This is a genomic window from Accumulibacter sp. (genome assembly GCF_023806635.1).
In the GTDB taxonomy this organism is placed as follows: Bacteria; Pseudomonadota; Gammaproteobacteria; order Burkholderiales; family Rhodocyclaceae; genus Accumulibacter.
This window is the reverse complement of record NZ_JAMTDQ010000002.1, coordinates 1-22219: the sequence shown is the minus strand read 5'-3', so window position 1 is coordinate 22219 and position 22219 is coordinate 1. Positions and strand designations below refer to the sequence as shown.

Here is a 22219-nt window from a genome sequence, read left to right as displayed (position 1 = left end):
GACGCATGTACAACGCTGCTGGCCAGCTCAACAAGGATCAGCTTGTCCAGCGCTTCGCGCCGCTGGTCAAGCGTATTGCCTGCCATCTGATGGCACGGCTGCCGGCGAGCGTGCAGATCGATGACCTCGTGCAGAACGGCATGCTCGGCCTGCTTGATGCCCTGGGGCGTTTCGAGGCCGGAGTCGGTGCCCAATTCGAGGCCTATGCCGCGCAGCGGGTGCGCGGCGCAATGCTCGACGGCTTGCGGGAAAACGACTGGTTGCCGCGCAGCCTGCGCCGCAACTGTCGGCGCATCGAGGCGGCGATCGCCCAGCTCGAGCAGGCGAGCGGGCGCGTGCCGACGGAGAGTGAACTTGCCGATTCCCTCGGCATGACGCTTGCCGACTACCAGGAAATGTTGCAGGAGGTGCGCGGGCATCAACTGGTGTACATCGAGGACGTCGTTGCCGAGCGTGGCGAGGACTTCCTCGAGGGTCACCTGGTCGATGCAAGCGCCGACCCCGCCCAACTGGTCGCCGACGAGGACCTGCGCCGGCGACTGGTGCAGGCGATCGGATCGTTGCCCGAACGTGAACAACTGATGATGGCGCTATACTACGAGCAGGACCTCAACCTGCGAGAGATCGGTGAGGTCATGGGGGTGAGCGAGTCCCGCGTTTGCCAGTTGCACAGTCAGGCGGTCCTGCGGCTGCGCAGCCGACTGTTCGGCGGCGGCACGCGCAACGCCCGGGCGCGGGCGGAACGTCATGGATAGGGGAAGCATCGCCGGCCTGCTGATCGGTGTGCTGGCCATCGTCGTCGGCCAGATCCTCGAGGGTGGACATGTCGGCTCGCTGGCGCAGCCGACGGCAATGCTGATCGTCGTCGGTGGCACACTGGGGGCGGTCATGCTGCAGAGCCCCCATGCCACCTTTCTGCGCGGCATGCGCATGATCAAATGGATTCTGTACCCACCGGTGGTCAACCACCTGCAGGTGATTCAGCAGGTCACCGGCTGGAGCCAGGTTTCGCGGCGTGAGGGCCTGCTGGCGCTCGACGCGGTGGTGAGCGAATTGAAGGACGACTTCGTTCGCAAGGGTCTGCAGCTTCTCGTCGATGGCGCCGAGCCGGAGCGCTTGCGCGAGGTGATGGAGGTCGAGATCACGACCTACGAGCAGGAGATGAAGCTGGCTGCACGCATATGGGAGGCAGCCGGCGGTTACTCGCCGACGATCGGCATTCTTGGCGCCGTACTCGGCCTGATCCACGTCATGGAAAACCTCTCGGATCCTTCCAAGCTTGGTGCCGGCATCGCGGTCGCGTTCGTCGCGACGATCTATGGTGTGGGCCTCGCCAACCTGGTGTACCTGCCGATTGCCAATCGGCTGAAGGCACACATCAGTCGGCTGGTGGTGCAGCGCGAGATGATCGTTGCCGGTCTCGTCGGGATCGCCAACGGCGACAACCCGCGGATCATCGAGAGCCGCTTGCGCGCCTACATCTTCTGACGCGATGGCACGCAGACGGCATGAGGAGGAGCACGACAATCACGAGCGCTGGCTCGTTTCCTACGCTGATTTCATCACCCTGCTCTTTGCCTTCTTCGTCGTCATGTATGCCCTTTCCTCGGTCAACGAGGGCAAGTACCGGATTCTCAGCAACTCGATGGTCGTCGCCTTCCGCAATGCGCCGGTCAATAGCGTCGGGCAGACGCCGACAGTGATGCCCACACCGTCACCGGCAGTCGCCACGCCGCTTGCGAGCAAGGCATCGGAGGGCATGCGACAGAAGGAGCGGGAGAAGATGCGTCAGGTGGCGAAGAACATCCTCGATGTCATGGCGCCCCTCGTCGAACAGGGCAAGGTGCGGGTGCTCGAAACGAGCCGCGGAGTGAGCATCGAGATCAATGACAGCATACTCTTCTCGCCGGGACAGGCACTCCTCAAACCCCCACTGGCCAAGGCGATGCTGTCCGTGGCCGAGGTTCTCGTGGCGGCAGATTTCCCGATCACGATCGAGGGACACACGGACAACATGCCGATCAGCAACACGCAGTTCCCCTCCAACTGGGAGCTGTCGGCCGTACGCGCGACCACGGTTCTACGGCTGTTCGCCGATGCCGGCATCGCTGCCGACAGGTTGACCGCAATCGGCTATGCCGACACGCGTCCGGTCGAGCCCAATCTCCTGGCCGATGGGCGGGCGCGGAATCGTCGCGTGACGATTCTGATCGATTCGACGATTCCGGAAAAGAGTACCGAACTCGATCTGCAGGGGGCGGGCAGATCGTTCCCGGCCGCGCCAACGGCAAGCCATACCACGGTACGCTAGCAGCCGGCCGGATGTGTGAACGGGCGGCTGCGCCAGTGCGAATGGCGGTCCATCCTTCACAGACTTGTCGTCACATGGGGCCCCTGTGCACTCCGCGATGGTGAAGGACTACCCTCGCTCTCCCCCTCGACTGGCGGCGATCGCCCTGGTCCGACACGCCGCTAGGCGCTGTCGCTGATGCGGCCAACGCCGGCCGGTCGGCTCTGACCATCGGGGCCGTACAGACCCAGAGCACCCGTAGTGCCGACGAGCGCTTCGATCGCCAGCGTGTTGCTCTGCATGCGCAGATGGATCACTTCGCCATTCAGCCGATTCAGTTCGCGCGCCTGTCTGGCCAGAGGCAGCAACTCGGCCCAGGATGCGCGCGCCTCCTGTTCGCCCGGGTGGGCAGCAAACCAAGCGGCAATGCCCTCGCGGTCCGCGCTCAAGCCCTCTCCAGCGAGGTCGGCGCGGCGCTGCTCGGCGATAGCCGCCAAGCGGGCAGTGAGTTCGTTCTTGTCGAGCAACAGGTCGGGCAGGCCGTCAACGTTGCCTTCGACCAGCATCCTCTGCTCGCGTTCGAGCAGGCCGACGAAGCTGCGGAGGACGACGACTTCGTCTTCCAACAATCGTCGCAGGGTCGTCACCACAGGCAGTTACGGGCGGCGTTGGTGATCAGGATCGCCGCTGTGCCGCCACCAGGTCACTGGCGGAGGCGATCAGCCGCTCGGCAATCGCTTCGGCATTGATCGTGAAACGCCCGTTGGCGATTGCCTGTCTGATTTCCGCCACGCGAGCGGAATCGAAGGGCTCCACATCGCCACTGGCCTGCAGTCCTGCCGCCAGTTCGCTCAAGTGAACCTCGCTGGCGGCAGTCGTCGCCGATTTCGCGATGGTCGTGCGGCTGCGCGTTTCGCCAACTGGGGTGGCGGAGTTGGTTGTGCTGTCGATCTTCACGGTGACGCCCCTTGAACGGTTGTCCTCAACTCACTAATCGGCGGACGGCGATGGAACTTTAGCACTTTTTGTTCGCATCAAAGCGCGCTTCGCCTGCTGATCGCCTGCCGATCAGTAACTTACCTCGACGATGCCGCCGCGCCGGGCGATGCCGCTGACGACTTGTCCGGAGGCCGTTCGCACTTGCGCGACCTGACCCTCTCCGGCGTTGTTCAGGGCCTTTCCCTCATTGCTTACGCTGAATCCCGCGCCGCTCGAAAGCAGTTTCACGCTCTGTCCCTGTTGCACCACCCAGGCAGCGCTGAGCAACTCGCTGCGCAGCGGTTGGCCGGCAGCGATACCTTGTCGCGTCGTCTTGCCGATTGCCTGCGCCGGGTCGGTCAGAACACTGGCGGGAAGCGCACCGAGATCACCGCTCTGCGGCAGCAGGTCGGCAACGCCGATCTGCTGCCCGGGTCCGAGCTGCCGTGCCGCGACGAGGTAGCTGCCGGCAATCCGGATCTGTACCGGCACGTACACCGTCCACCGGCCCGGGCCGAGGCAACGCACGCCTACCGTGGTGTTCCCCCACAGGCGGCTTCCCGGCGGCACGAATGGTTCGAATGCGTCGCAGGCCGTGAGCCGGGCGTGCCGATCAAGTCGGCCGATCTGCACGCTTACCGTTCCCGGCAGGCCGGCGGTCTGTGTCTGCAGATAGTCGCTGAGTGCGGCCGACAGCGCGGTCTGCGCGCCGGCTACCCTGCTCGTCAGAGCAAGCAGCGAAAGGACGAGGACGGCGGCGAGGGAATGCCAGCCGGAATATCGCTTGGCGACGGGACGTACAGGCATGCTGCCATTTTGCCTCAATCCTGCGGGTGTCGACAGAAATTGGCGCTGCATGCCGCCTGCTGCCCGGTGCCCGGCGGCAATATTTGCCGTATCGCCGGCAAGGATGGTCCCGGAGTGGCCGCCGGGTGGTGCGGATCGCTGCCTGGCCGGCGACTGGACCCCGGGGTCGGACGGCGCTGCCTCGCCGGAGGCCGGCCGCCCGGTGGCAGGTCGGGTGGCCGTGACGCCTTCGGGTGCGGCGAATGGACCTGGCGCCGCCGTCGTCCTCCGGTGTCATGGCACGCCTATTGCTTGGATGATTCACGTCCGACCGATCAGGGAGCGTCCGATGCTCAGCAAACTTGAGCGCAATCTCCAGTTCCAGCAGCAGGCACTTGGCCTGCGCGCCAGCAGGCAGCAGGTGTTGGCAGGAAACATCGCCAACGCCGATACGCCGAACTTCAAGGCGCGCGATTTCGACTTCGCCGCCGCACTCGCTGGTGCGCTTGCCGGCAGGCCGGCTGCCAGCCTGCCGCTGGTGATGACCGTGCCGCGCCACTTGGCGGGCGAGCCGAATGAGCGGTCACTGTCGCTGCTCTATCGCCAGCCGCTACAGCCGAGTGCCGACGGCAATACGGTCGAGATGGATGTCGAGGCGGCGCAACTCGCCGAGAACAGCGTCTTCTACGAGGCCGGGCTGACCTTCATCACCGGCAAGATCAGGACCATGATGACGGCGTTGCAGGGGCAATAGTCATGGGCATGTTCACCACCTTCCACGTTGCCGGCAGCGCCTTGACGGCCCAGTCGATCCGCCTCAATGCGGTTGCCAGCAACATGGCCAACGCGGAAAGCGTGATCGGTTCCGATGGCAAACCCTATCGCGCCAGGCAGGTCGTCTTTGCCGCGACGCCGATGGGCGATGCCGCGGCACAGGGTGTCCGCGTGACCCGCGTCGTCGAGGACAGCAGCCCGGGCCGCCTGGTGTATGACCCGCGCAACCCGGCGGCGAACGACCGGGGTTACGTGGAGATGCCGAACGTCAGCGTGGTCGACGAGATGACGAACATGATTTCCGCGGCACGCGCCTACCAGACTAATGCCGAGGTGATGAACTCGGCCAAGCAGCTGCTGCTCAAGACGCTGAGCATTGGTCAGTAGTCATCACCGATCCCCAAGTCGAGGAGAGTTCCATGGCAAGTGTTCTTCCGGCAATCAGCGCTGCAAGCACCATCTTTTCCGCGCTCAATGCGGGCTCGGGCGACAGTGGCACGGCGGCGACCAGCAGCGAGGAAGTGCAGAACCGCTTTCTCAAGCTGCTGGTGACCCAGTTGCAGAACCAGGATCCGCTCAACCCGCTGGACAACGCCGCGGTGACCACACAGGTTTCCCAGATCAGCACCGTTACCGGGATCGAGAAGTTGAACACCACCCTGGAGGCACTCCTGGGCAGTTATCAGGATGCGCAGGCCATGCAGGGCGCGTCATTGATGGGCCGCAACGTGCTCACTGCCGGTTCGCGGTTGTCGCTGGCCGCTGGCCAGGCGGTTGCCGGTGTCCAACTGGCCGAAGCCGCCGACCAAGTCAAGCTGACGATCGTCGATGGCGCGGGAACGGTCGTGCAGAGCCAGAATCTCGGGGCGAGGGATGCGGGAAGCTTCAGTTTCGCCTGGGATGGCAGGAACGATGCCGGGCTGCCGGTAGCTCCCGGGAATTACAGCTTCCGCGTCAACGCGCTGCGTGGTGCCGACAAGGTGGCCGCCGAACCGTTGCAACTTGGTACGGTATCTGCTTTGGTCAGGACGGCAAAGGGTTTTGAACTGGACGTCAGCGGCGCGGGCCGGATCCGTTTCGACCAGGTGCAACAGATTCTCTAGCACAATCGGGGGACAGGATGAGTTTCCAACAGGGTTTGAGTGGTCTCGATGCGGCAGCCTCGGCGCTCGACGTCATCGGCAACAACGTCGCCAACGCCAGCACGGTCGGTTTCAAGCGCGCCAACACCAACTTCGCCGATGTCTATGCCGCGTCCCTGGGCATCGTCGGCGCCTCGCAGATCGGCATCGGCGTGTCGGTGGGTGCGATCCAGCAACAGTTCACCCAAGGCAACCTGAGCACTACCGACAATGCTCTCGATCTTGCGGTCAACGGTGGCGGCTTCTTTCGCATGAGCGACGATGGCGCCATCAGCTATACACGCAACGGTCAGTTCCACATCGACAACCAGGGCTACATCATCAATGACCAGAACCTCCGGCTGACCGGCTATCCGGTGAGCGTCAACGGCGTCATCACGCCATCCAATCCAATCGAACTGCAACTGTCGGCAAGCCAGATTCCACCCCGGGCGACGAGCGACCCGCTGGCGGGCGATGTGACGGCTGTCCTCAATCTCGATGCGCGTGCGACCGTCCCGGTGCTGGCTCCCTTTGATTACAGCAACCCGGCGACCTACAATTTCTCGACCGCGCTGACCGTTTTCGATACGCTGGGAGTGTCGCACAACCTGACGACCTATTACGTGCTGAACGCGCCGACACCCCCGGCAGGCGGCGAATGGACGGTGCACGCAACGCTCGACGGCGCCAACCCGCAGACACTGGCCGGCAACCTCGTCTTCAACACATCGGGGGCACTGAGTTCGACCCCGACCTACACCCTGCCGTCGTGGCCGCTGAGCAGCGGCGCCCAGACGCCGTGGTCACCGGGCGTGATCGACTTCACGGGAACGACACAGTATGGCAGTGCCTCGAGCGTGGACCGCCTGGCGCAGGGCGGCTACGCGACCGGCAGCCTGGTCGGTATCGGTGTCCTTGACGACGGTATCGTTCAGGGTCGTTACAGCAACGGCCAGACGCGCAGCATGGGACAGTTGGTTCTGGCCACATTTGCCGACCCCAATGGCCTGCTCAACCTTGGCAACAATCAGTGGAGTGAGACCTCGACCTCCGGACCGGAACTGGTCGGTGCGCCGGCAACGGGAAGTCGCGGCGTCATTCAGTCGGCGGCCGTCGAGGACTCCAATGTCGATCTGACCAACGAACTGGTGGCGATGATCACCGCGCAGCGCAACTATCAGGCGAACGCGCAGACGATCAAGACACAGGACCAGATCATGCAGACGCTGATCAACCTGCGCTGATCGCCGCATGATTGACTACATGGAGGCTGCATGGATCGGCTGATCTACACGGCCATGAGCGGCGCCAAGCAGGCCTTTCTCCAGCAGGCCGGAGTTGCGCACAATCTGGCCAATGCCTCGACCGCCGGCTACCGGGCAATGGAGAACCGCTTCCGCGCCGTGCCCTTGCTCGGCGCGGGCCAACCGACGCGGGCGTTTGCGATCGACGCCTCGGTAGCCAACAGTTTCGAACAGGGCCCGATGCTGACCACCGGCCGGCCGCTCGACGTGGCGCTGCGCGGGCGAGGCTGGATTGCCGTTCAGGCACCTGACGGCAGCGAGGCGTACACGCGTGCCGGAAACCTGGTCACCGACGCCAACGGCGTCCTGCAGACCAGCGCCGGCAACCTCGTTGTCGGCGAAGGCGGGCCGATCGCGCTGCCGCCAGACAACAACATCGCCATTGCGGCCGACGGTACGGTATCGGGCGTACCACGTCCCGGGGCCGGAGCGGCGAGCAGCGTCAATGTGATTGGCCGGATCAAGCTCGTCAATCCACCGGAAGGCGATCTGGTGCGTGGTGATGACGGCCTTTTCCGCACGCGCAACGGCGAGCCTGCCATCGCGGATGAGACCGTGCAGCTGGAGCCTGGCGCGCTCGAGGGCAGCAACGTCAATTCGGTCGACGCCATGGTGCGGATGATCAGCCTTGCGCGCCAATTCGAACTGCAGGTCAGGATGCTGCAGACGGCCGAAGCGAACGCCCGTGCCGCGACGACCCTGCTTACCATGAACCGCTGATCGGAACGCGATGATCACCTCTCTCTGGACCGCGAGTACCGGTCTCAACGCACAGCAGGTGCAGATCGACATCATCGCCAACAACCTGGCGAACGTCAGCACCAACGGCTTCAAGCAGGCACGGGGAATCTTCGCCGACCTGCTCTACAAAACGGTGCGCCAGCCCGGTGCGCAGTCGTCGCAGACGACCCAGATTCCCGACGGACTGCAGATCGGCCTGGGCACCACGCCGGTGTCGACCGGGCGCATCTTCACGCAGGGTTCGCTGCAGCAGACCGGCAACAGCCTCGACATGGCGATCGATGGCGCGGGTTTCTTCCAGGTCCTGCTGCCGGATGGAACCAGCGCCTACACTCGCGACGGATCGTTCCAGAAGGACAATCAGGGGCAGATCGTCACCGCCAGCGGCTATCCGGTACAGCCGGCAATCACCATCCCGCAGAACGCCCTGACCGTGACCGTTGCCACCGACGGCGTCGTCAGCGTCACCCTGCCGAACGCGGCGGCGCCCGTGCAGATCGGCACCATCCAGGTGGCGACGTTCATCAACAACGGGGGGCTGCAGAGTCTCGGCGACAATCTCTACCAGGAGACGGCGTCGAGCGGTACGCCAACGCTCAATACGCCGGGCAGTAACGGCGCCGGCATGGTGGTCCAGTCCTATGTCGAAGCGTCGAACGTGAATGTGGCGCAGGAACTGGTACTGATGATCCAGACGCAGCGGGCGTACGAGCTGAACGCCAAGGTCGTGTCGACCTCCGACCAGATGCTCGGGCGCCTGACGCAACTGTAGGGAATCCGCCATGCCTGCCCGCTCGTCCTTGCTGCCGGCCGCACTGCTGCTGCTCGCCGCCTGTACCACCGTTCCGCCTACCAATGTCCATCAGCCGATGACGGCCAGGCCGCAGCCGCGACCGGAGCAACTGGCAGCAGCGCTGGCGTCGACGGGCAGCATCTATCAGGCAGGTGCCTCGCGCACGCTGTTCGAGGATCGGCGGGCCCGCCATGTCGGCGATACCATCACGGTGACGATTACCGAAAACACCTCGGCGGCGACCAAGTCGAACAACAGCGTCGCCAAGACCGGCAGCATCAACGCCTCGATCGGGCCCAACCTCAATCTGCCGGGGAAGACGCTGACCGAACTGAAGACGAGCAGCAGCAACGTTGCCAGTGGCAAGGGCGATGCAGCGGCCAACAACGTGTTTACCGGGACGATCACGGTGACGGTCGTCGAAGTCCTGCCGAACGGCAATCTGCTCGTTTCCGGCGAGAAGCAGGTCGCGATCGGTCACGGGCAGGAGTACATCCGCCTGTCGGGTGTCGTCAACCCCTACTTCGTCAACGCGACCAACACCATCGCTTCGTCACAGATTGCCGATGCACGCATCGAGTACAAGGAGAGCGGCGCGATCAGCGAGGCGCAGGTGATGGGCTGGCTGGCGCGCTTCTTCCTCACCGTTCTGCCCTTCTGAGTGGCAGCCGGGGGAGCGGTCGTGCGCACGCCAGCCTGCACGGACGCCAGCGCGCGGATGACGCAGGATTTCGGGCGGCGGGATGATGGCACAGCCGTGTTTGCACGGCGCGCTCCGTGCGCTGCAGCAGAGGACTCGCCGAGCCGCGCTCGCCGGGCGCGGGGAAGGGTGGGCAACGCCGCCGACCGGCGGTGCCCTCGCCATGGACTGAACCATGAACTCTGAGGAAGGGGGGGTCATGTTATCGATCGTCGCCGCAATGCCTGTCCGCAGCCACCTCGCGGCAGCAGCCTTCGCCGTCCTGGCCGTTGTCGTGCCGCACACCCTGGCGGCGGCGGAGCGGATCAAGGATCTGGCGTCGCTGCAGGGAGTGCGCAACAACCAGCTCGTGGGTTACGGGCTGGTGGTCGGGCTCGACGGCAGCGGCGACCAGACGACGCAGGCGCCTTTCACCTCGCAGAGCATCATCAACATGCTGGCGCAGCTCGGTACGACCGTCAACTCCGTGCAGGGGCTGCAGCTGAAGAACGTTGCGGCGGTCATGGTGACCGCCAATCTGCCGCCCTTCGCGCGCATCGGCCAGCAGATCGACGTCACCGTGTCATCGATGGGGAACGCCAAGAGCCTGCGTGGCGGAACGCTGGTGATGACGCCGCTGAAGGGGGCCGACGGCCAGATCTACGCCCAGGCGCAGGGGAATCTGCTGGTCGGCGGTGCCGGTGCCGCCTCCGGCGGCAGCAAGGTCGTCGTCAACCATCTGCTGGCGGGCCGCATTGCCGGCGGTGCGACCGTCGAGCGCGAGGTGCCGACGGCACTTGGCCAGGGCCCATTCGTTCACTATGAGCTGGCAGCGACCGATTTCGGGACGGTGCAGAAGATGGTCGAGGCGATCAACCGGGAAACCGCACCCGGTACTGCACAGGCACTCGACGGACGGGTGATTCGCGTCATCGCTCCCGAAGAGGCGAACAGTCGTGTCGCGTTCCTCGGGCGGATCGAGAACCTCGAGGTTCGGCCGGCGAAGTCGGTGGCCAAGGTGATCATCAATCCGCGCACCGGCTCGGTGGTCATGAACCAGACCGTCACAATCGACTCGTGCGCAGTCGCTCATGGTAATCTTTCGGTCATCGTCAACACCGAGCAGAAGGTCAGTCAGCCCAACCCGCTGTCACCGGGGCAGACGGTGACGACGACGCAGAGCGAGATCGACATCAAGCAGGGCGGCGGCTCGCTGATCCAGCTCAAGGCGGGCGTCAGCCTCGCCGAGGTGGTGAAGGCGATCAATGCGCTGGGCGCTGGACCACAGGATCTGCTGTCGATCCTGCAATCGATGAAGGCGGCCGGCGCGCTGCGGGCCGACCTCGAGATCATCTGAGCGCCCTCCCGGGAGAACGAGCCGTGTGCCAGTCATGAAAGCGCCGCTGCCTGCAACCCAACGCCTGGTACTCGACCCCGCTGTCGCCGGCGACCTGCGCAACCGGTTGCGCATCGACCCGCAGGCGGGAGTCAGGCAGGCGGCGCGACAGTTCGAAGGCATGCTTCTGCACCAGATCCTGAAAAGCATGCGCGATGCGACGCCGGCCAGTGGCCTGCTGGACACTGAGCAGAGCCGCTTCTTCGCCGCCATCGGCGATCAGCAGATGGCGCAGGAGCTTGCCTCGCAGTCACCGCTCGGTTTCGCCAGCCTGATCGAGCGGCAGCTGGCACGGCAACAGTCCGGGGTTGTGGCGACGCTGCCGGCCGCGCCGGGTGCAGGGTTGCCGGCACAGCCCGTACTGCCGGCGCGGCGCGCTCTTCCCGCCGTCGTGACCGCATTGCCCGCCGTGCCGGGTGCGGCCGCCGCGCAGCCGGAAGCGACTGCCGACCGTGCGCGGCGCCGGCGCGACTTCGTTGACCGCGTCTGGCCGCACGCCGTCGAGGCGGCGGCCACGACCGGTATCCCGGCGCAATTCCTGGTTGCCCAGTCGGCGCTCGAGAGCGGCTGGGGAAAGCGTGAACTGCGCGCTGCCGACGGCTCGCCCAGCTTCAATGTCTTCGGTATCAAGGCCGGCCGCGGCTGGGTGGGGCCGACCGTCGAAGTGCCGACGACCGAATTCGTCGATGGCGTGCCACAGACGGTACGCGCGCGGTTCCGCGCCTACGCTTCGTATGCCGAAGCTTTCCGCGACTACGCGCAGCTGCTCGGCAGCCACCCGCGCTACGCCAGCGTCGTCGGACAGCAGGATGGCGTCCAGTTTGCCCGTTCCCTGCAACGGGCGGGCTATGCGACCGATCCGATGTACGCCGACAAGCTCGCTCGCATCATTGGCGGCGACACATTGAGGCAGGCGCTTTCCGTCGCCTGATTTTCTGCTCCGGGAAGCTAAACTTTCCCGTCGGGCGGCCGTTGACAGGGACATCAACCAGGAATTGATCGAATGGGCTCAGGAATCCTCGGTACAGGTGTCAGCGGCTTGTTGGCGGCGCAGTACGGGTTGCAGACGACCGAGCACAACATTGCCAACGCCAACACCCCCGGATACACGCGGCAGCGGGTCATCCAGGGCAGCAACGCGGGCGACATGACCGGCGGCGGGTTTCTCGGCCGGGGCGTCCATATCGCGACCGTCGAGCGGGTCTATAGCCGTTTTCTCACCGAGCAGGTGGATCAGGCGCAGGCAGGCGCCAGCCAGCTGGACAGCTACGCGGCGCACATCAGACGCATTGACTCCTTGCTGGCTGACGCGCAAGCAGGCCTGTCACCCGCACTGCAGGGTTTCTTTGACGGGGTGGCGCAGGTGGCGGCAAATCCGTCCAACCTTTCGAGCCGTCAGCTGATGATTTCCAGTGCGCAGGGACTGAGCGCCCGCTATCAGTCGCTGGGCACGCAGCTCGCACAGATGTACGACCAGATCAATGGCGAGATCAGGGACAGTGTCACGGCGATCAATTCGCACGCCGAGCAGATCGCCCGCCTGAACGAGCAGATCGGCCTTGCCCAGGCGACCAGCGGCCACTCGCCCAATGACCTCCTCGATGCGCGCGACTACCAGGTGGCCGAACTGAACAAGCTCATCAGGGTGAAGACGAGCAGCAGTGGTGACGGCAGTGTCAGCGTCTTCATCGGCAGCGGTCAGCAACTGGTCGTCGGCTCGCAGTCGACGGCCCTGGCGGTGACAGCTTCTGCCGGCGATCTGTCGCGTCTGGTGGTCGGTTTGAAGACCAATACCGGGGTGCAGGAGATGTCCCAGTCTTTGATCGAAGGGGGTGCATTGGGGGGGCTGCTGGATTTCCGAAGCGATTCCCTCGATCGGGCGAGCAACGAGCTCGGGCGAAACGCCGTTTCGCTGGCTCTGACCGTCAATGCGCAGGCCGAGCTCGGTCAGGATTTGCTGGGGCAGTCGCTCCTGTCGACGCCGCCGTCGGGCTTCACTCCCGCCTTGTTCACGGTAGGCGGGCCGGAAGTGCGGGCCGACGGCAGGAATCCGCCGGGCAGTCCGACGGTGACGGCGGCGTTTGCGACGCCGGTCCCGTTCAGTGGCAATTTCTACACCGACCTTGTCGCCAGCGACTATCGCCTCACTTCCGATGGCAGCAGCGTGACGCTGACGCGCGTGCGGGATGACCGGCAGTGGACGGCGGCCGATCTGGCAACGCTCGATGCGCAACTGCAGGCCGAGCCGCAAGGTTTCACGATCACCTCGTCGGGACCGCTGGCGGCAGGGACCAGCTATCTCATTCAGCCCACCCGCGACGCGGCGCGCCGGATTGCCGTCAATCCGGCGATGCTTGCCGATCCGCGCCTGATTCCGGCGGCGGCGCCGGTTCGCACCACTGCCGGAGCGGCCAACACCGGGTCGGCAGCGATCTCTCCCGGCAGCGTCGGGCCAGGGTACGAGGCGCTCGGCCCGCTCCTGCCGCTGACGGTGGTAGTGGACAACGGCCAACTGCGCAACTTTCCGGCAGGCAGCCGGGTGTCGATCGACGGCGGTCCGCCGCAGCTGATCGCGGGCCCGGGCAGCGGTGTCGCGTATGCGAGCGGCGCGACCATCACCCTGGTGGGCGCGAGCAGCGCCGCTCCGCCCAGCGGCATCAGTTTCAGCATCAGTGGCGTGCCGAACAACGGCGACAGCTTCGTCCTGGCAAGAAACCCGGCTGCCACCAGCGATGGCCGCAACGTCCTGGCGCTCGGGCAGCTGCAGACGCTCGACACCATGTCGGGCAAGACGGTTTCGTTCCAGGAAAGCTACGCCGAACTGGTCAGCGAGAACGGCAGCAGGACCCGGCAGGTGCAGGTGGGCGCCGAGGCGCAGAAGGTGTTGCTGAAACAGGCGCAGGACAGCCGTGATTCGCTTTCCGGCGTCAACCTCGACGAGGAGGCGGCCAACCTGATCCGCTATCAGCAGGCCTACCAGGCGGCGGCAAAGGCTCTGGAGATTGCCTCAAGCCTGTTCAACACGATCCTCGAGCTCGGCGCTCGCTAGGTGCGGGGATTCTTCGGCGCAACGACGATCGCCGGGGCGGCATCGGCATCACTCCGGCGCGGGTTGCCGGATTCCTGACTGCCGCAGGACCGGAGCTTCACGGGAAGGAACCATGGATGCGGATCAGTACCAGCCAGATTTACGCAGCCGGCGCCAGCGGCATCGAGCGCCGGCAGAACGAACTCCTCAGGCTGCAGGAGCAACTCTCCAGCGGCCGCCGCGTGCTGACGCCAGCTGACGATCCGGTCGCCGCTGCCCGCGCGCTGGAGGTCACCCAGGCGAAGCAAGTCGGCGCCCAGTACGCGCGCAATCAGGGCATCGCCAGCGACCGCCTGCGGCTCGTCGACAGCCAGCTGACGAGTCTGACCGATGTCCTGCAGAGCGTGCGTAGCCGGATCATCCAGGCGGGCAACACGGTCCTCGCCGACAGCGATCGGCAGGCGCTGGCGAGCGAACTCGAGGCCCGGTTCGAGGAGGTCCTCGGCATCGCCAACAGCCGCAGCGCCGAGGGGGAGTACCTCTTCTCCGGCCATCTCGGGGCGACGATGCCGTTTGCCCGTGGCGCCGCGGTACCGCCGGCAACGAGCGGTTTCGTCCGTTACTTCGGCGACGATGGCGAGCGGCTGCTACAGGTTGCTGCGTCGCAGCAGATGGCGACCGGCGTTGCGGGCAGCGAGCTGTTCATGCAGATTCGCGAAGGAAACGGCAGTTTCGTCGCCGCTGCCAGCGGCAACGGGCCCGGCCTGCCGAACCAGGGAAACGGTGTCATCGGGCTGGGTTCGGTTCTTGATCAGGGGCAGTGGGCGGCGGCCCTGAATGGCGGCTTCGGCTGGCAGGGAACGACCGATCGCGCCTTGCAGATTCGTTTCTCGACGGTGGCGGGGGCGAGCAGCTATCAGCTTTTCGACGTCTCGCAGCCGGCGCCGCCAGCGGCAGCACTGCCGCCAACGGCGGTCGGGCCGGTCCTCCCCTTCACGCCCGGGCAGGCGATCCCGCTGGTCAGCACGCAACCGCCGGCGCCTTCGGCAGGAATCGATTTCGGCGCCCAGGTGGTGATCACCGGGTCTCCGGCTGCCGGTGACACCTTCAGCATCCGGCCGAACGTCGGCAAGAGCGTCTTCCAGACCCTGCAGGAGACGATCGACCTGCTGCGTCTGCCGCTCGGCTCGAGTACGGCGCGGACCGAGTTCAGCGGCAAGCTGCAGGGGCACCTGGCAGGCATCGATCAGGCACTGGCGAAAGCCGGCGAGGTGCAGTCGAGCGTCGGCACGCGCCTGCAGACGCTCGAGGGACTGAGCGACAGCGCCGCCGTGCTCGACATCCAGTATCAGGAGACCCTCTCCGATCTCGTCGACCTCGACTACGTCCGGGCGATCTCGGACTTCACCAGGGAGCAGGCCACCCTCGAAGCGGCACAGAAGTCCTTTGTCGCGATCAGCGGGTTGAGCCTGTTCAAGTACCTGTGAACCTCAGCCTTCCGCTACGGGTTGCCGGGGCGTGCCTGTCCGGGGTGCTGCTTGGCGCCTGCGGCACGGTTGACTGGAGCGGCCAGCCGGAGCCGGTCGGGGATCCGCGCGACCGCGCCTTGACGCAGGCCCCGAATCCGACGGTCAGTCTGCCGCCGGTGAAGGCAGCCGCGCTTGCCGGCTCCGTCGGCTACATGGTCAACCAGTACGGCGGGCCGGCGCAGTATCTCAATTACGGCGCTGCCGCAGTCGTCGCCGCCTACGTCATCTACGATCCGCTGGCGCCCAACTGGACGATCGAGGAGACCCTGCTCGAAGGCGATACCTATCGTCTGGCGATGCGTGCCAAGAGTTTCCGCATCGGCGGTGATGGCGAGTCGGGGCTGATCTTCAAGCGGCGGGCGCTGCAGTTGCAGCGGCAGCGCGGTTTCGCCGCCTACCGGGTGCTCGACTACTCGGAAGGAATCGAATCGAGTACCCCGTTCACCCATCGCTATGCCGAAGGGGTCTTCCAGCTCGTGGCGGCCGACCCCGCGCGCAAGCCGTGATCCGGTGTGGCGAGTCGCCGGCAGGCCTGCAACCGGCGCCGGCGGTCATTGCGGGCGCGTCCGCGTCGGAGGCGCGTGCCGCGATCCGCAAGAGGACGGACCACAGCGGCTCCAGCGCAAGTGTCGGCTGGAGCACCGACATTCCCGTCAACGATCAACCTCGTCGGCTGGGCGCTGGCGCGACAGTTCGCGAAGGATTCCTGCGACGGACCAGAGCATCAGCGCGACGCCGGTCGCCACCGTCAGGATGGCGGTCGCGGTACTCGTCGGAAAGTCCGGAATGAAGAGCGTCTGCCGCCGCGCCAGCCACATCAGGCCGCTGGCGACGATCAGGGTGCCGGCAACGTCGAGCAGCGCGTAGAGCATCACCTTCGCGGTGACGCGCGGGCGGTGACGGCGGTCCATGGCGTGCGCTAGCCGTCCCGTTCGCCCGACCGATCACATGACATCACGCCCGGGGGCCTTGTTTGCCGCGACGGCACAGCGCTCCCATTGCTGATCCGATTGAGTGGACGAACGATCAGCGGACGCGCATGCCCGGCTGCGCACCATCATCCGGTGCCAGCAGGAAGATGCCGGCTACCGCCCCGTCCGGGTCGGCGGCAGCGAGGATCATTCCTTCGGACATCCCGAACTTCATCTTGCGCGGCGCCAGGTTGGCGACCATCACCGTCAGGCGGCCAACCAGCGCCGCCGGATCGTAGGCGGCCTTGATGCCGGCAAAGACCTGTCGCGTCCCCAGTGGGCCGACGTCGAGCAGCAGCCGCAGCAGCTTGTCGGCGCCCTCGACCTGTTCGGCTGCGCTGATGCGGGCGATGCGCAGATCGCTGCGCAGGAAGTCGTCGATGCCGATGTGCGGGCCGGCCGCCGTCGGCACGGCTGCCTGTGCCACGGCGACGGCAGCCGCCTTCTCCTGGTGTTCGGCGTGCTTCTGTGGTGCGACGGGCGGGGTGGTTGCCAGCGACTCGCGATTGGCGGCCAGCAGCGCGTCGATCTGCCGCTTGTCCACCCGCGTCAGCATGTGCTGGTAGCCGTTGATCACGTGCCCCGCTGCGAGCACCGTTGCCGTGTCGTCCCAGACCAGCGGGGCGACGTTGAGGAAGTCCTCGGTCTTCGCGGCGAGCGCCGGCAGGACCGGCTTCAGCAGGATGGCGAACAGCCGGAAAAGGTTGATCGCGTTGCTGCAGGCCGCCTGCAGTTCGCCCTCGCGACCCGGCTGGCGCGCCAGTTCCCACGGCTTGACGCTGTCCACGTACTGGTTGGCGAGATCGGTCAGCGCCATGATCTCGCGGATTGCCTTGCTGAACTCGCGCGCCTCGTAGTGTTCGGCGATCAGCCGGCGGCGTTCGCGGATCGCCGCGATCGCCGGCAGCGATTCGTCACAGGTGCACAGGCGCCCGCCGAACCTGCGGACGATGAAAGCGGCCGAACGGCTGGCGATGTTGACGAACTTGCCGACCAGATCCGAGTTCACGCGGGCGATGAAATCGTCGAGGTTGAGGTCGATGTCCTCCATCGAGCCGCCAAGCTTGGCCGCGTAGTAGTAGCGCAGCCACTCCGGGTCGAGGCCCTGGACGAGGTAACTGGCGGCGGTGATGAAGGTGCCGCGCGACTTTGACATCTTGGCTCCGTCGACCGTCAGAAAACCATGCGCGAAGACCTTGCTCGGCGTCCGGTAGCCCGCATGCTCGAGTTCGGCCGGCCAGAACAGCGCGTGGAAGTAGAGGATGTCCTTGCCGATGAAATGGTAGAGCTCGGTCGTCGAGTCCGGCCGCCAGTACTCGTCGAAATCCAGCCCCAGGCGATCGCAGAGGTTGCGGAAGGCGCCCATGTAACCGATCGGCGCATCGAGCCAGACGTAGAAGTACTTGCCCGGCGCATCCGGGATCTCGAAACCGAAGTAGGGTGCATCGCGCGAGATGTCCCAGTCAGTCAGGCGGTTCTCGTCGGCGGTGCCGAGCCATTCCTGCAGCTTGTTCGCCGCTTCGTTCTGCAGGCGGCCCTCGGCCTGCGTCCAGCGGCGCAGGAAGCTCTGGCAGCGCGGGTCCGAGAGGCGGAAGAAGAAGTGCTCGGACCGCCGCAGCTCCGGCCGCGCACCGGACACCGCCGAGTAGGGGTTCTTCAGCTCGTCGGCGGTGTAGGCGGCACCGCAGCTCTCGCAGTTGTCACCGTATTGGTCGGCGGCACCGCACTTCGGGCATTCGCCCTTGATGAAGCGGTCGGGCAGGAACATCTGCTTCAACGGGTCGTAGTACTGCTCGATCGTGCGCGTCTCGATCAGCCCGGCAGCGCGCAGGCGCGAGTAGATCTCGTTGGCGCAGGCGCGGGTTTCGGACGAGTGCGTCGTGTAATAGTTGTCGAAGCCGATGTGGAAGCCGGCGAAGTCGCGCGTGTGCTCGCCATGCACCCGTTCGATCAATGCCTCCGGCGTGATCCCTTCCTGCTCGGCGCGCAACATGATCGGCGTTCCGTGCGTGTCGTCGGCGCAGACGTACCAGCACTGATGGCCGCGCATCTTCTGGAAGCGGACCCAGATGTCGGTCTGGATGTACTCGACGAGATGGCCGAGATGGATTGCGCCGTTAGCATAGGGCAGTGCGGATGTGACCAGAATCTTGCGTGTCATCGGCGTCGGTGCAAACGGGCAAAGGCAGCATTCTACCAAACGGACCTGGCCGCGCCGGCTTCATCTGCGGGTGGCGGCTGCGCGGCCGGCGCCATCGACGCTGGCCGTGCAGCATCGCGATGGCGTCGGCGCAGATCGTATCTTCGCTTCGCCCGAACGGAGCTGGCGACCTCTCCCGGTTAGTGTCGGAAAACTTTACACTCCGCAGAAGAGATCCACGCAATGACTTTTTAATCGCTATAGATCAGATACTTGTCGAGAACTCGGAAATCGGGCATGAATGTTGCTCGTCGGCAGTAACCGTTCACACCCACCCTTGCCAGCAGCACCCTCGTGCTTGACGAACCAACACCTTGCCAGAGAGCACGGGGTCCAGGAGGCAGGGGCGTGTGAACGGTCACCCTCAGCAAGCATCAACTTGGTTTCCGACCTGTACGCCTTTCGATAGGAGCAAAGCAATCATGGCACTTGAAAAACTCACCCGCTTGAACACCTTGAAACGCTGGGGAATCGCAACTCTGGCCAGCCTCGCGCTCGCCGGTACTGCGCAAGCCGCTTCACTGGTAATCCTCACGGAAAACCTTGACGGCAATTTTTTTGTTGACCCGAGCCTGGCTTATTCGGCTCAGCTAGGCGGCGGCTCGTCCACAGCGACCAGCGGTGGACCTTACGCAGGAACGAACGGCAAGACGTGGGGTGGCAATTTCTTCCGCAATGCAACTGGCGGCGGCGGTCAACCCGGGAACTTGTTTCAGTTGAGCTTTGGCAATTTGCCTTCGCACACCGGTGTATCGATCGATTTCATGCTGGGATTCCTGGATTCATGGGATAGTTTTAACGGATCTCCCGCACCGGACAACCTGAACCTTTACATCGATGGCAACTTGGTCGCAACGCTCACCAGCAACCAGGCGAGCGGGACGCAAGTCAACTACGGCGGTGGCACGCTGATTGCGGGTGCAACACAAATCGATTCCAATCAGTTCTTCAGTGACGTCTTGGTCGACATGGGTTCTGCGTCGTTTCTGAATCTTGCGCACACTGGCTCGACTCTGACCTTTGGCATTCAAGCCGCGGGTGCAGGTTGGCAAGGTGGCGGTGATGAGTCCTGGGGTATCGATTCGTTCAGCATTACACTCAATGGCGTCGGCGGTGGCGGCAACAACGTGCCGGAACCCGCGAGCCTCGCGTTGCTGGGCTTGGGCCTTGCCGGATTGGGGTTTGGCCGCCGCAAACTCATGCGTTGATCGAACAAGATTCCATTTCGGAAAGCCCCGCCAGTGCGGGGTTTTTCGTCTGTTCGCCGCGCTTCATGTCAGGACGTTCCCGCGCCCGCGCCTGTGCACTGCAATGCGAACCACGGCTGCTTGATTGGCAATGTGACGGCAGTTCCAGGTCAGTAGAAAGTCGACGTGATGCAGCGTCGCAACAGCAATGATTGTCTTGCTCGGGCGAGCCGTCAGGTAGCTGATGACGGATGTTCCGCGACACCCAACGTCAAACGTCGCCGGCCCTGCGCTGCTCTGTCGCGCAGCATCCGGTGGACCGCAGGCTTGGGCGTCGAAAGCTATTGCCCCTTGGTCGTCTTGATCGCGGTGATGAACTGGCCCCGGATGCGACGCATCTCATCGCCAGTCAAGCGCTGTCCGGACAGAGCAGCCGACACCTTGGCGATGAGCGGTCGGTCGTACTCTGGCGGGATCGTTCGTTGAGTCGTGACGTGCGTCACCAACGGCACAAGTTGATCCGGGTTGATGATGGCCAGCATCTCGGCAATTACCGCAGTTGCAGCAGCCTCCAGGCTGATTGCCTGAGGAGCCGCAAACGCGTTACTGGGGGGTGTCACTGGTGCGGCTGGGGGGGGCGAAGAAGTCGCAGTGGGAACGATCAGGTCAAAGTGGCTGCCGAACCACGCGGAATCGAGTGCCGTCACGGAGTCAGCCTCCATCTGGAGGGAAGGGCTGACGTTCGTGGTGGGGTCGCCGGCAGCGAGAATGTGTACGCGCACACCGAACGATTGGGCGACCTGGAAAGCGATGCGCAAATCGTCGTCGCCAGTGACGACAACGGCGTCGGAAATCGCCCGATTTCGGGCGAGGTCGATGATGTCGGTGACGATGAGGGAGTCGACGCCCTTCTGCTCGCCGCTACTGTTCAGGGCACCGAGCCGCAGTTTGACACCGGAGAGCAACGCGAGGGCCGATTGATCGAGCGACATGCGTGGTCCCGGCATGGCGTCGTACCAATAGACGCGGAGCAGAGGGAGGTTGTCGGTGGTCGCTGCCGCTGCATGGCACAAGGCGTTCAGCATCGCCCGAGGCGACCTGACCGAAACCTGCTTGCGGGTGATGGGCGGCCTGCGGAGGCCAAAGGCCGCTTGAGCGCCAGCAGCGAAGAAATAGCCGGCATCAACGAAAATGGCGTAACGATCCATGGCGTACCTCCCTTTCGGAGCTGGGAATAGATAAAGCCCCTTTCGGGGCTTTTGGTAGGCTGCCGCGCCAGATAACCGTAGTGGACAACGGCAGCAACGGCCACAGGGTATCCACGACTCGCGGGAAAGTCAATCGGTTTGTGATTGTCGTTGTGACGGGTAGGGCACGACGGCACACGTTTGCCAGGAACCGAAGTGGCCATCCCATGTGACGCAGCGCTTTGCGTCGCGATGCTTCCGACATCGGGGATGGGCGGCGGATGCTCCCATCGAACGACAAGCTGCCGCATCGGCGGTGTACCAGAATTGGCGGCAATAGCGTCACGACGGCTGCCCGCCGGTCGCCAGGCGGCGTCGTCACAGGCGGTGCGACGCCGGGTAGCGAGGCGCACCGGTGCAGCGGGTGGCGACGCGCTGCGGCGCCTTCCCCTGCGCTCGGCGACGGCGGCCAGAGCGCGAGCTACTTGGGAACCTTGTCGCGACGGGCGGTGGTCTTGCGTTCGGATTTCTTCTTCAGGCCGAGCGAGGCGACCTCGTCCGAGTCGGCGCCGAACTGCGCGATGACCTGATCCTTGACGCCGAGGATGAGATTGTGATGTTCCCACTGCGCGGCGATCGTCGCGTCGCGCGCGGCGTCGAGCGCGTTCTGGGCACGCAGTTCGACCTCTTCGGCCGCGCGCATGGCGTCATGTCGGGCCGTGACGGCGGCCAGACTGCAGGCCGGGTTCGCCGGGCTGTAGCCGGCGATCGCCTTGAGCGCCAGGAAGGCGTTCTCATCGTCCTGGCGCGTTTCCGGCGGCAGGCGGACTGTTTCGTTCTTTGCCATGCTTCCCTCCCTCTGACAGCGACGGTTGCCGGGACATGGATGTCCCTGCGGGCGATGATAGTTTCGCGTTGTTCGCTGTGTCAACCAGCCGATTGCCCGAAGTGGCAATGGAGCATCCCGACGCCTCCGGGAAGCCTCCTGATGCCTCCGGGAAGCATCCGGACGCCCTCGGGAAGCATCCTGACGCCCCCGCGAAGCATCCTGACGCCTCGGGGAAGCATCCTGACGCCCCCGGGAAGCATCCTGACGCTTCAGGGAAGCATCCTGACGCCTCAGGGAAGCATCCTGAAGCTTCAGGGAAGCATCCCGAGCAATCCGCGACGCATCCTGAAGCCCCGCTTCTTCGCCTTGATCAATGCCAGCCGCGCACCATCGCGATGCCGTGCGCGCCGTGGCTGCAGGCCT

The 22219-nt window shown here is 65.0% G+C and carries 23 protein-coding genes; 16 read left to right on the top strand and 7 right to left on the bottom strand.

Translation table 11 applies throughout. The features are described 5' to 3' along the window. The first annotated feature begins 5 nt into the window (after positions 1–5). From NFW30_RS00150 to motD, 3 genes are read left to right on the top strand one after another with little or no spacing between them, the layout of a single operon-like run. On the top strand, positions 6–755 hold the full coding sequence (locus tag NFW30_RS00150; RefSeq protein WP_295349724.1) for an RNA polymerase sigma factor FliA: 750 nt from the start codon (positions 6–8) through the stop codon (positions 753–755). Next, complete coding sequence (locus tag NFW30_RS00145) at positions 748–1488, top strand: flagellar motor protein (protein WP_295349723.1); 741 nt, start codon at positions 748–750, stop codon at positions 1486–1488. Before NFW30_RS00150 ends, NFW30_RS00145 begins: the two co-directional genes overlap by 8 nt. A gap of 4 nt (positions 1489–1492) precedes the next feature. After that, positions 1493–2311 (top strand): flagellar motor protein MotD, encoded by an 819-nt coding sequence (motD, locus tag NFW30_RS00140; RefSeq protein ID WP_295349722.1) that lies wholly within the window; start codon positions 1493–1495, stop codon positions 2309–2311. A 161-nt stretch (positions 2312–2472) separates the two neighbouring features. Here motD and NFW30_RS00135 read toward each other — a convergent pair whose 3' ends face one another. The 3 genes from NFW30_RS00135 to flgA all read right to left on the bottom strand — a co-directional run bounded on the left by NFW30_RS00135 (position 2473) and on the right by flgA (position 4075). After that, positions 2473–2937 carry a flagellar protein FlgN gene (locus NFW30_RS00135; RefSeq protein WP_295349721.1) on the bottom strand — a complete coding sequence of 155 codons (465 nt, stop codon included), beginning with the start codon at positions 2935–2937 and terminating at the stop codon, positions 2473–2475. A gap of 28 nt (positions 2938–2965) precedes the next feature. Beyond that, on the bottom strand, positions 2966–3247 hold the full coding sequence (gene flgM, locus NFW30_RS00130; RefSeq protein WP_295349720.1) for a flagellar biosynthesis anti-sigma factor FlgM: 282 nt from the start codon (positions 3245–3247) through the stop codon (positions 2966–2968). A 111-nt stretch (positions 3248–3358) separates the two neighbouring features. Further along, positions 3359–4075, bottom strand: a complete 717-nt coding sequence (flgA, locus tag NFW30_RS00125) for a flagellar basal body P-ring formation chaperone FlgA (RefSeq protein ID WP_295349719.1) — start codon at positions 4073–4075, stop codon at positions 3359–3361. Positions 4076–4403: 328 nt separating this feature from the next. Here flgA and flgB point away from each other — a divergent pair, with 328 nt between their 5' ends. The 12 genes from flgB to NFW30_RS00065 all read left to right on the top strand — a co-directional run bounded on the left by flgB (position 4404) and on the right by NFW30_RS00065 (position 15928). After that, positions 4404–4808 carry a flagellar basal body rod protein FlgB gene (flgB, locus tag NFW30_RS00120; RefSeq protein WP_295349718.1) on the top strand — a complete coding sequence of 135 codons (405 nt, stop codon included), beginning with the start codon at positions 4404–4406 and terminating at the stop codon, positions 4806–4808. Between the two features lie 2 nt (positions 4809–4810). Beyond that, entirely contained in the window at positions 4811–5215 is a 405-nt protein-coding gene (flgC, locus tag NFW30_RS00115; RefSeq protein WP_295349717.1) for a flagellar basal body rod protein FlgC, read from the top strand. A gap of 32 nt (positions 5216–5247) precedes the next feature. Continuing rightward, positions 5248–5931 (top strand): flagellar hook assembly protein FlgD, encoded by a 684-nt coding sequence (locus tag NFW30_RS00110; RefSeq protein WP_295349716.1) that lies wholly within the window; start codon positions 5248–5250, stop codon positions 5929–5931. A 17-nt stretch (positions 5932–5948) separates the two neighbouring features. After that, positions 5949–7196, top strand: coding sequence for a flagellar hook protein FlgE (flgE, locus tag NFW30_RS00105; protein WP_295349715.1), 1248 nt, complete (start codon positions 5949–5951; stop codon positions 7194–7196). Positions 7197–7226: 30 nt separating this feature from the next. Continuing rightward, a complete protein-coding gene (locus NFW30_RS00100; RefSeq protein WP_295349714.1) occupies positions 7227–7976 on the top strand; it encodes a flagellar basal body rod protein FlgF in 750 nt (249 codons plus the stop codon). Positions 7977–7986: 10 nt separating this feature from the next. Then, positions 7987–8769 carry a flagellar basal-body rod protein FlgG gene (flgG, locus tag NFW30_RS00095; protein ID WP_295349713.1) on the top strand — a complete coding sequence of 261 codons (783 nt, stop codon included), beginning with the start codon at positions 7987–7989 and terminating at the stop codon, positions 8767–8769. A 10-nt stretch (positions 8770–8779) separates the two neighbouring features. Further along, positions 8780–9451: a flagellar basal body L-ring protein FlgH gene (locus NFW30_RS00090; protein ID WP_295349712.1), complete on the top strand. Its 672-nt coding sequence runs from the start codon at positions 8780–8782 to the stop codon at positions 9449–9451. Between the two features lie 238 nt (positions 9452–9689). After that, entirely contained in the window at positions 9690–10826 is a 1137-nt protein-coding gene (locus NFW30_RS00085) for a flagellar basal body P-ring protein FlgI (RefSeq protein WP_295349711.1), read from the top strand. Between the two features lie 34 nt (positions 10827–10860). After that, a complete protein-coding gene (gene flgJ, locus NFW30_RS00080) occupies positions 10861–11796 on the top strand; it encodes a flagellar assembly peptidoglycan hydrolase FlgJ (RefSeq protein WP_295349710.1) in 936 nt (311 codons plus the stop codon). Positions 11797–11868: 72 nt separating this feature from the next. Then, positions 11869–13914 carry a flagellar hook-associated protein FlgK gene (gene flgK, locus NFW30_RS00075; protein ID WP_295349709.1) on the top strand — a complete coding sequence of 682 codons (2046 nt, stop codon included), beginning with the start codon at positions 11869–11871 and terminating at the stop codon, positions 13912–13914. 116 nt (positions 13915–14030) lie between these two features. Further along, positions 14031–15380 carry a flagellar hook-associated protein FlgL gene (gene flgL / locus NFW30_RS00070; RefSeq protein ID WP_295349708.1) on the top strand — a complete coding sequence of 450 codons (1350 nt, stop codon included), beginning with the start codon at positions 14031–14033 and terminating at the stop codon, positions 15378–15380. Further along, complete coding sequence (locus NFW30_RS00065; protein WP_295349707.1) at positions 15377–15928, top strand: hypothetical protein; 552 nt, start codon at positions 15377–15379, stop codon at positions 15926–15928. The genes flgL and NFW30_RS00065 overlap by 4 nt, the downstream gene beginning before the upstream one ends. A 147-nt stretch (positions 15929–16075) precedes the next feature. On the opposite strand, the gene NFW30_RS00060 is transcribed toward NFW30_RS00065, so the two are convergent. After that, a complete protein-coding gene (locus NFW30_RS00060; RefSeq protein WP_295349706.1) occupies positions 16076–16333 on the bottom strand; it encodes a hypothetical protein in 258 nt (85 codons plus the stop codon). Positions 16334–16448: 115 nt separating this feature from the next. Next, positions 16449–18554 (bottom strand): methionine--tRNA ligase, encoded by a 2106-nt coding sequence (metG, locus tag NFW30_RS00055; protein WP_295349705.1) that lies wholly within the window; start codon positions 18552–18554, stop codon positions 16449–16451. Positions 18555–19015: 461 nt separating this feature from the next. Here metG and NFW30_RS00050 point away from each other — a divergent pair, with 461 nt between their 5' ends. Next, positions 19016–19801, top strand: coding sequence for a PEP-CTERM sorting domain-containing protein (locus NFW30_RS00050; protein WP_295349704.1), 786 nt, complete (start codon positions 19016–19018; stop codon positions 19799–19801). A 320-nt stretch (positions 19802–20121) separates the two neighbouring features. On the opposite strand, the gene NFW30_RS00045 is transcribed toward NFW30_RS00050, so the two are convergent. Both NFW30_RS00045 and NFW30_RS00040 read right to left on the bottom strand, forming a co-directional pair. After that, entirely contained in the window at positions 20122–20988 is an 867-nt protein-coding gene (locus NFW30_RS00045) for an NYN domain-containing protein (RefSeq protein ID WP_295349703.1), read from the bottom strand. 460 nt (positions 20989–21448) lie between these two features. Then, entirely contained in the window at positions 21449–21814 is a 366-nt protein-coding gene (locus tag NFW30_RS00040; RefSeq protein ID WP_295349702.1) for a hypothetical protein, read from the bottom strand. Between the last annotated feature and the right edge of the window lie 405 nt (positions 21815–22219).

Coding starts and splice junctions, on each gene's coding strand:
- NFW30_RS00150 (WP_295349724.1), top strand. CDS start 6: ATGTACAACGCTGCTGGCCAGCTCAACAAGGATCAGCTTGTCCAGCGC.
- NFW30_RS00145 (WP_295349723.1), top strand. CDS start 748: ATGGATAGGGGAAGCATCGCCGGCCTGCTGATCGGTGTGCTGGCCATC.
- motD (WP_295349722.1), top strand. CDS start 1,493: ATGGCACGCAGACGGCATGAGGAGGAGCACGACAATCACGAGCGCTGG.
- flgA (WP_295349719.1), bottom strand. CDS start 4,075: ATGCCTGTACGTCCCGTCGCCAAGCGATATTCCGGCTGGCATTCCCTC.
- flgB (WP_295349718.1), top strand. CDS start 4,404: ATGCTCAGCAAACTTGAGCGCAATCTCCAGTTCCAGCAGCAGGCACTT.
- flgC (WP_295349717.1), top strand. CDS start 4,811: ATGGGCATGTTCACCACCTTCCACGTTGCCGGCAGCGCCTTGACGGCC.
- NFW30_RS00110 (WP_295349716.1), top strand. CDS start 5,248: ATGGCAAGTGTTCTTCCGGCAATCAGCGCTGCAAGCACCATCTTTTCC.
- flgE (WP_295349715.1), top strand. CDS start 5,949: ATGAGTTTCCAACAGGGTTTGAGTGGTCTCGATGCGGCAGCCTCGGCG.
- NFW30_RS00100 (WP_295349714.1), top strand. CDS start 7,227: ATGGATCGGCTGATCTACACGGCCATGAGCGGCGCCAAGCAGGCCTTT.
- flgG (WP_295349713.1), top strand. CDS start 7,987: ATGATCACCTCTCTCTGGACCGCGAGTACCGGTCTCAACGCACAGCAG.
- NFW30_RS00090 (WP_295349712.1), top strand. CDS start 8,780: ATGCCTGCCCGCTCGTCCTTGCTGCCGGCCGCACTGCTGCTGCTCGCC.
- NFW30_RS00085 (WP_295349711.1), top strand. CDS start 9,690: ATGTTATCGATCGTCGCCGCAATGCCTGTCCGCAGCCACCTCGCGGCA.
- flgJ (WP_295349710.1), top strand. CDS start 10,861: ATGAAAGCGCCGCTGCCTGCAACCCAACGCCTGGTACTCGACCCCGCT.
- flgK (WP_295349709.1), top strand. CDS start 11,869: ATGGGCTCAGGAATCCTCGGTACAGGTGTCAGCGGCTTGTTGGCGGCG.
- flgL (WP_295349708.1), top strand. CDS start 14,031: ATGCGGATCAGTACCAGCCAGATTTACGCAGCCGGCGCCAGCGGCATC.
- NFW30_RS00060 (WP_295349706.1), bottom strand. CDS start 16,333: ATGGACCGCCGTCACCGCCCGCGCGTCACCGCGAAGGTGATGCTCTAC.
- metG (WP_295349705.1), bottom strand. CDS start 18,554: ATGACACGCAAGATTCTGGTCACATCCGCACTGCCCTATGCTAACGGC.
- NFW30_RS00050 (WP_295349704.1), top strand. CDS start 19,016: ATGGCACTTGAAAAACTCACCCGCTTGAACACCTTGAAACGCTGGGGA.
- NFW30_RS00045 (WP_295349703.1), bottom strand. CDS start 20,988: ATGGATCGTTACGCCATTTTCGTTGATGCCGGCTATTTCTTCGCTGCT.
- NFW30_RS00040 (WP_295349702.1), bottom strand. CDS start 21,814: ATGGCAAAGAACGAAACAGTCCGCCTGCCGCCGGAAACGCGCCAGGAC.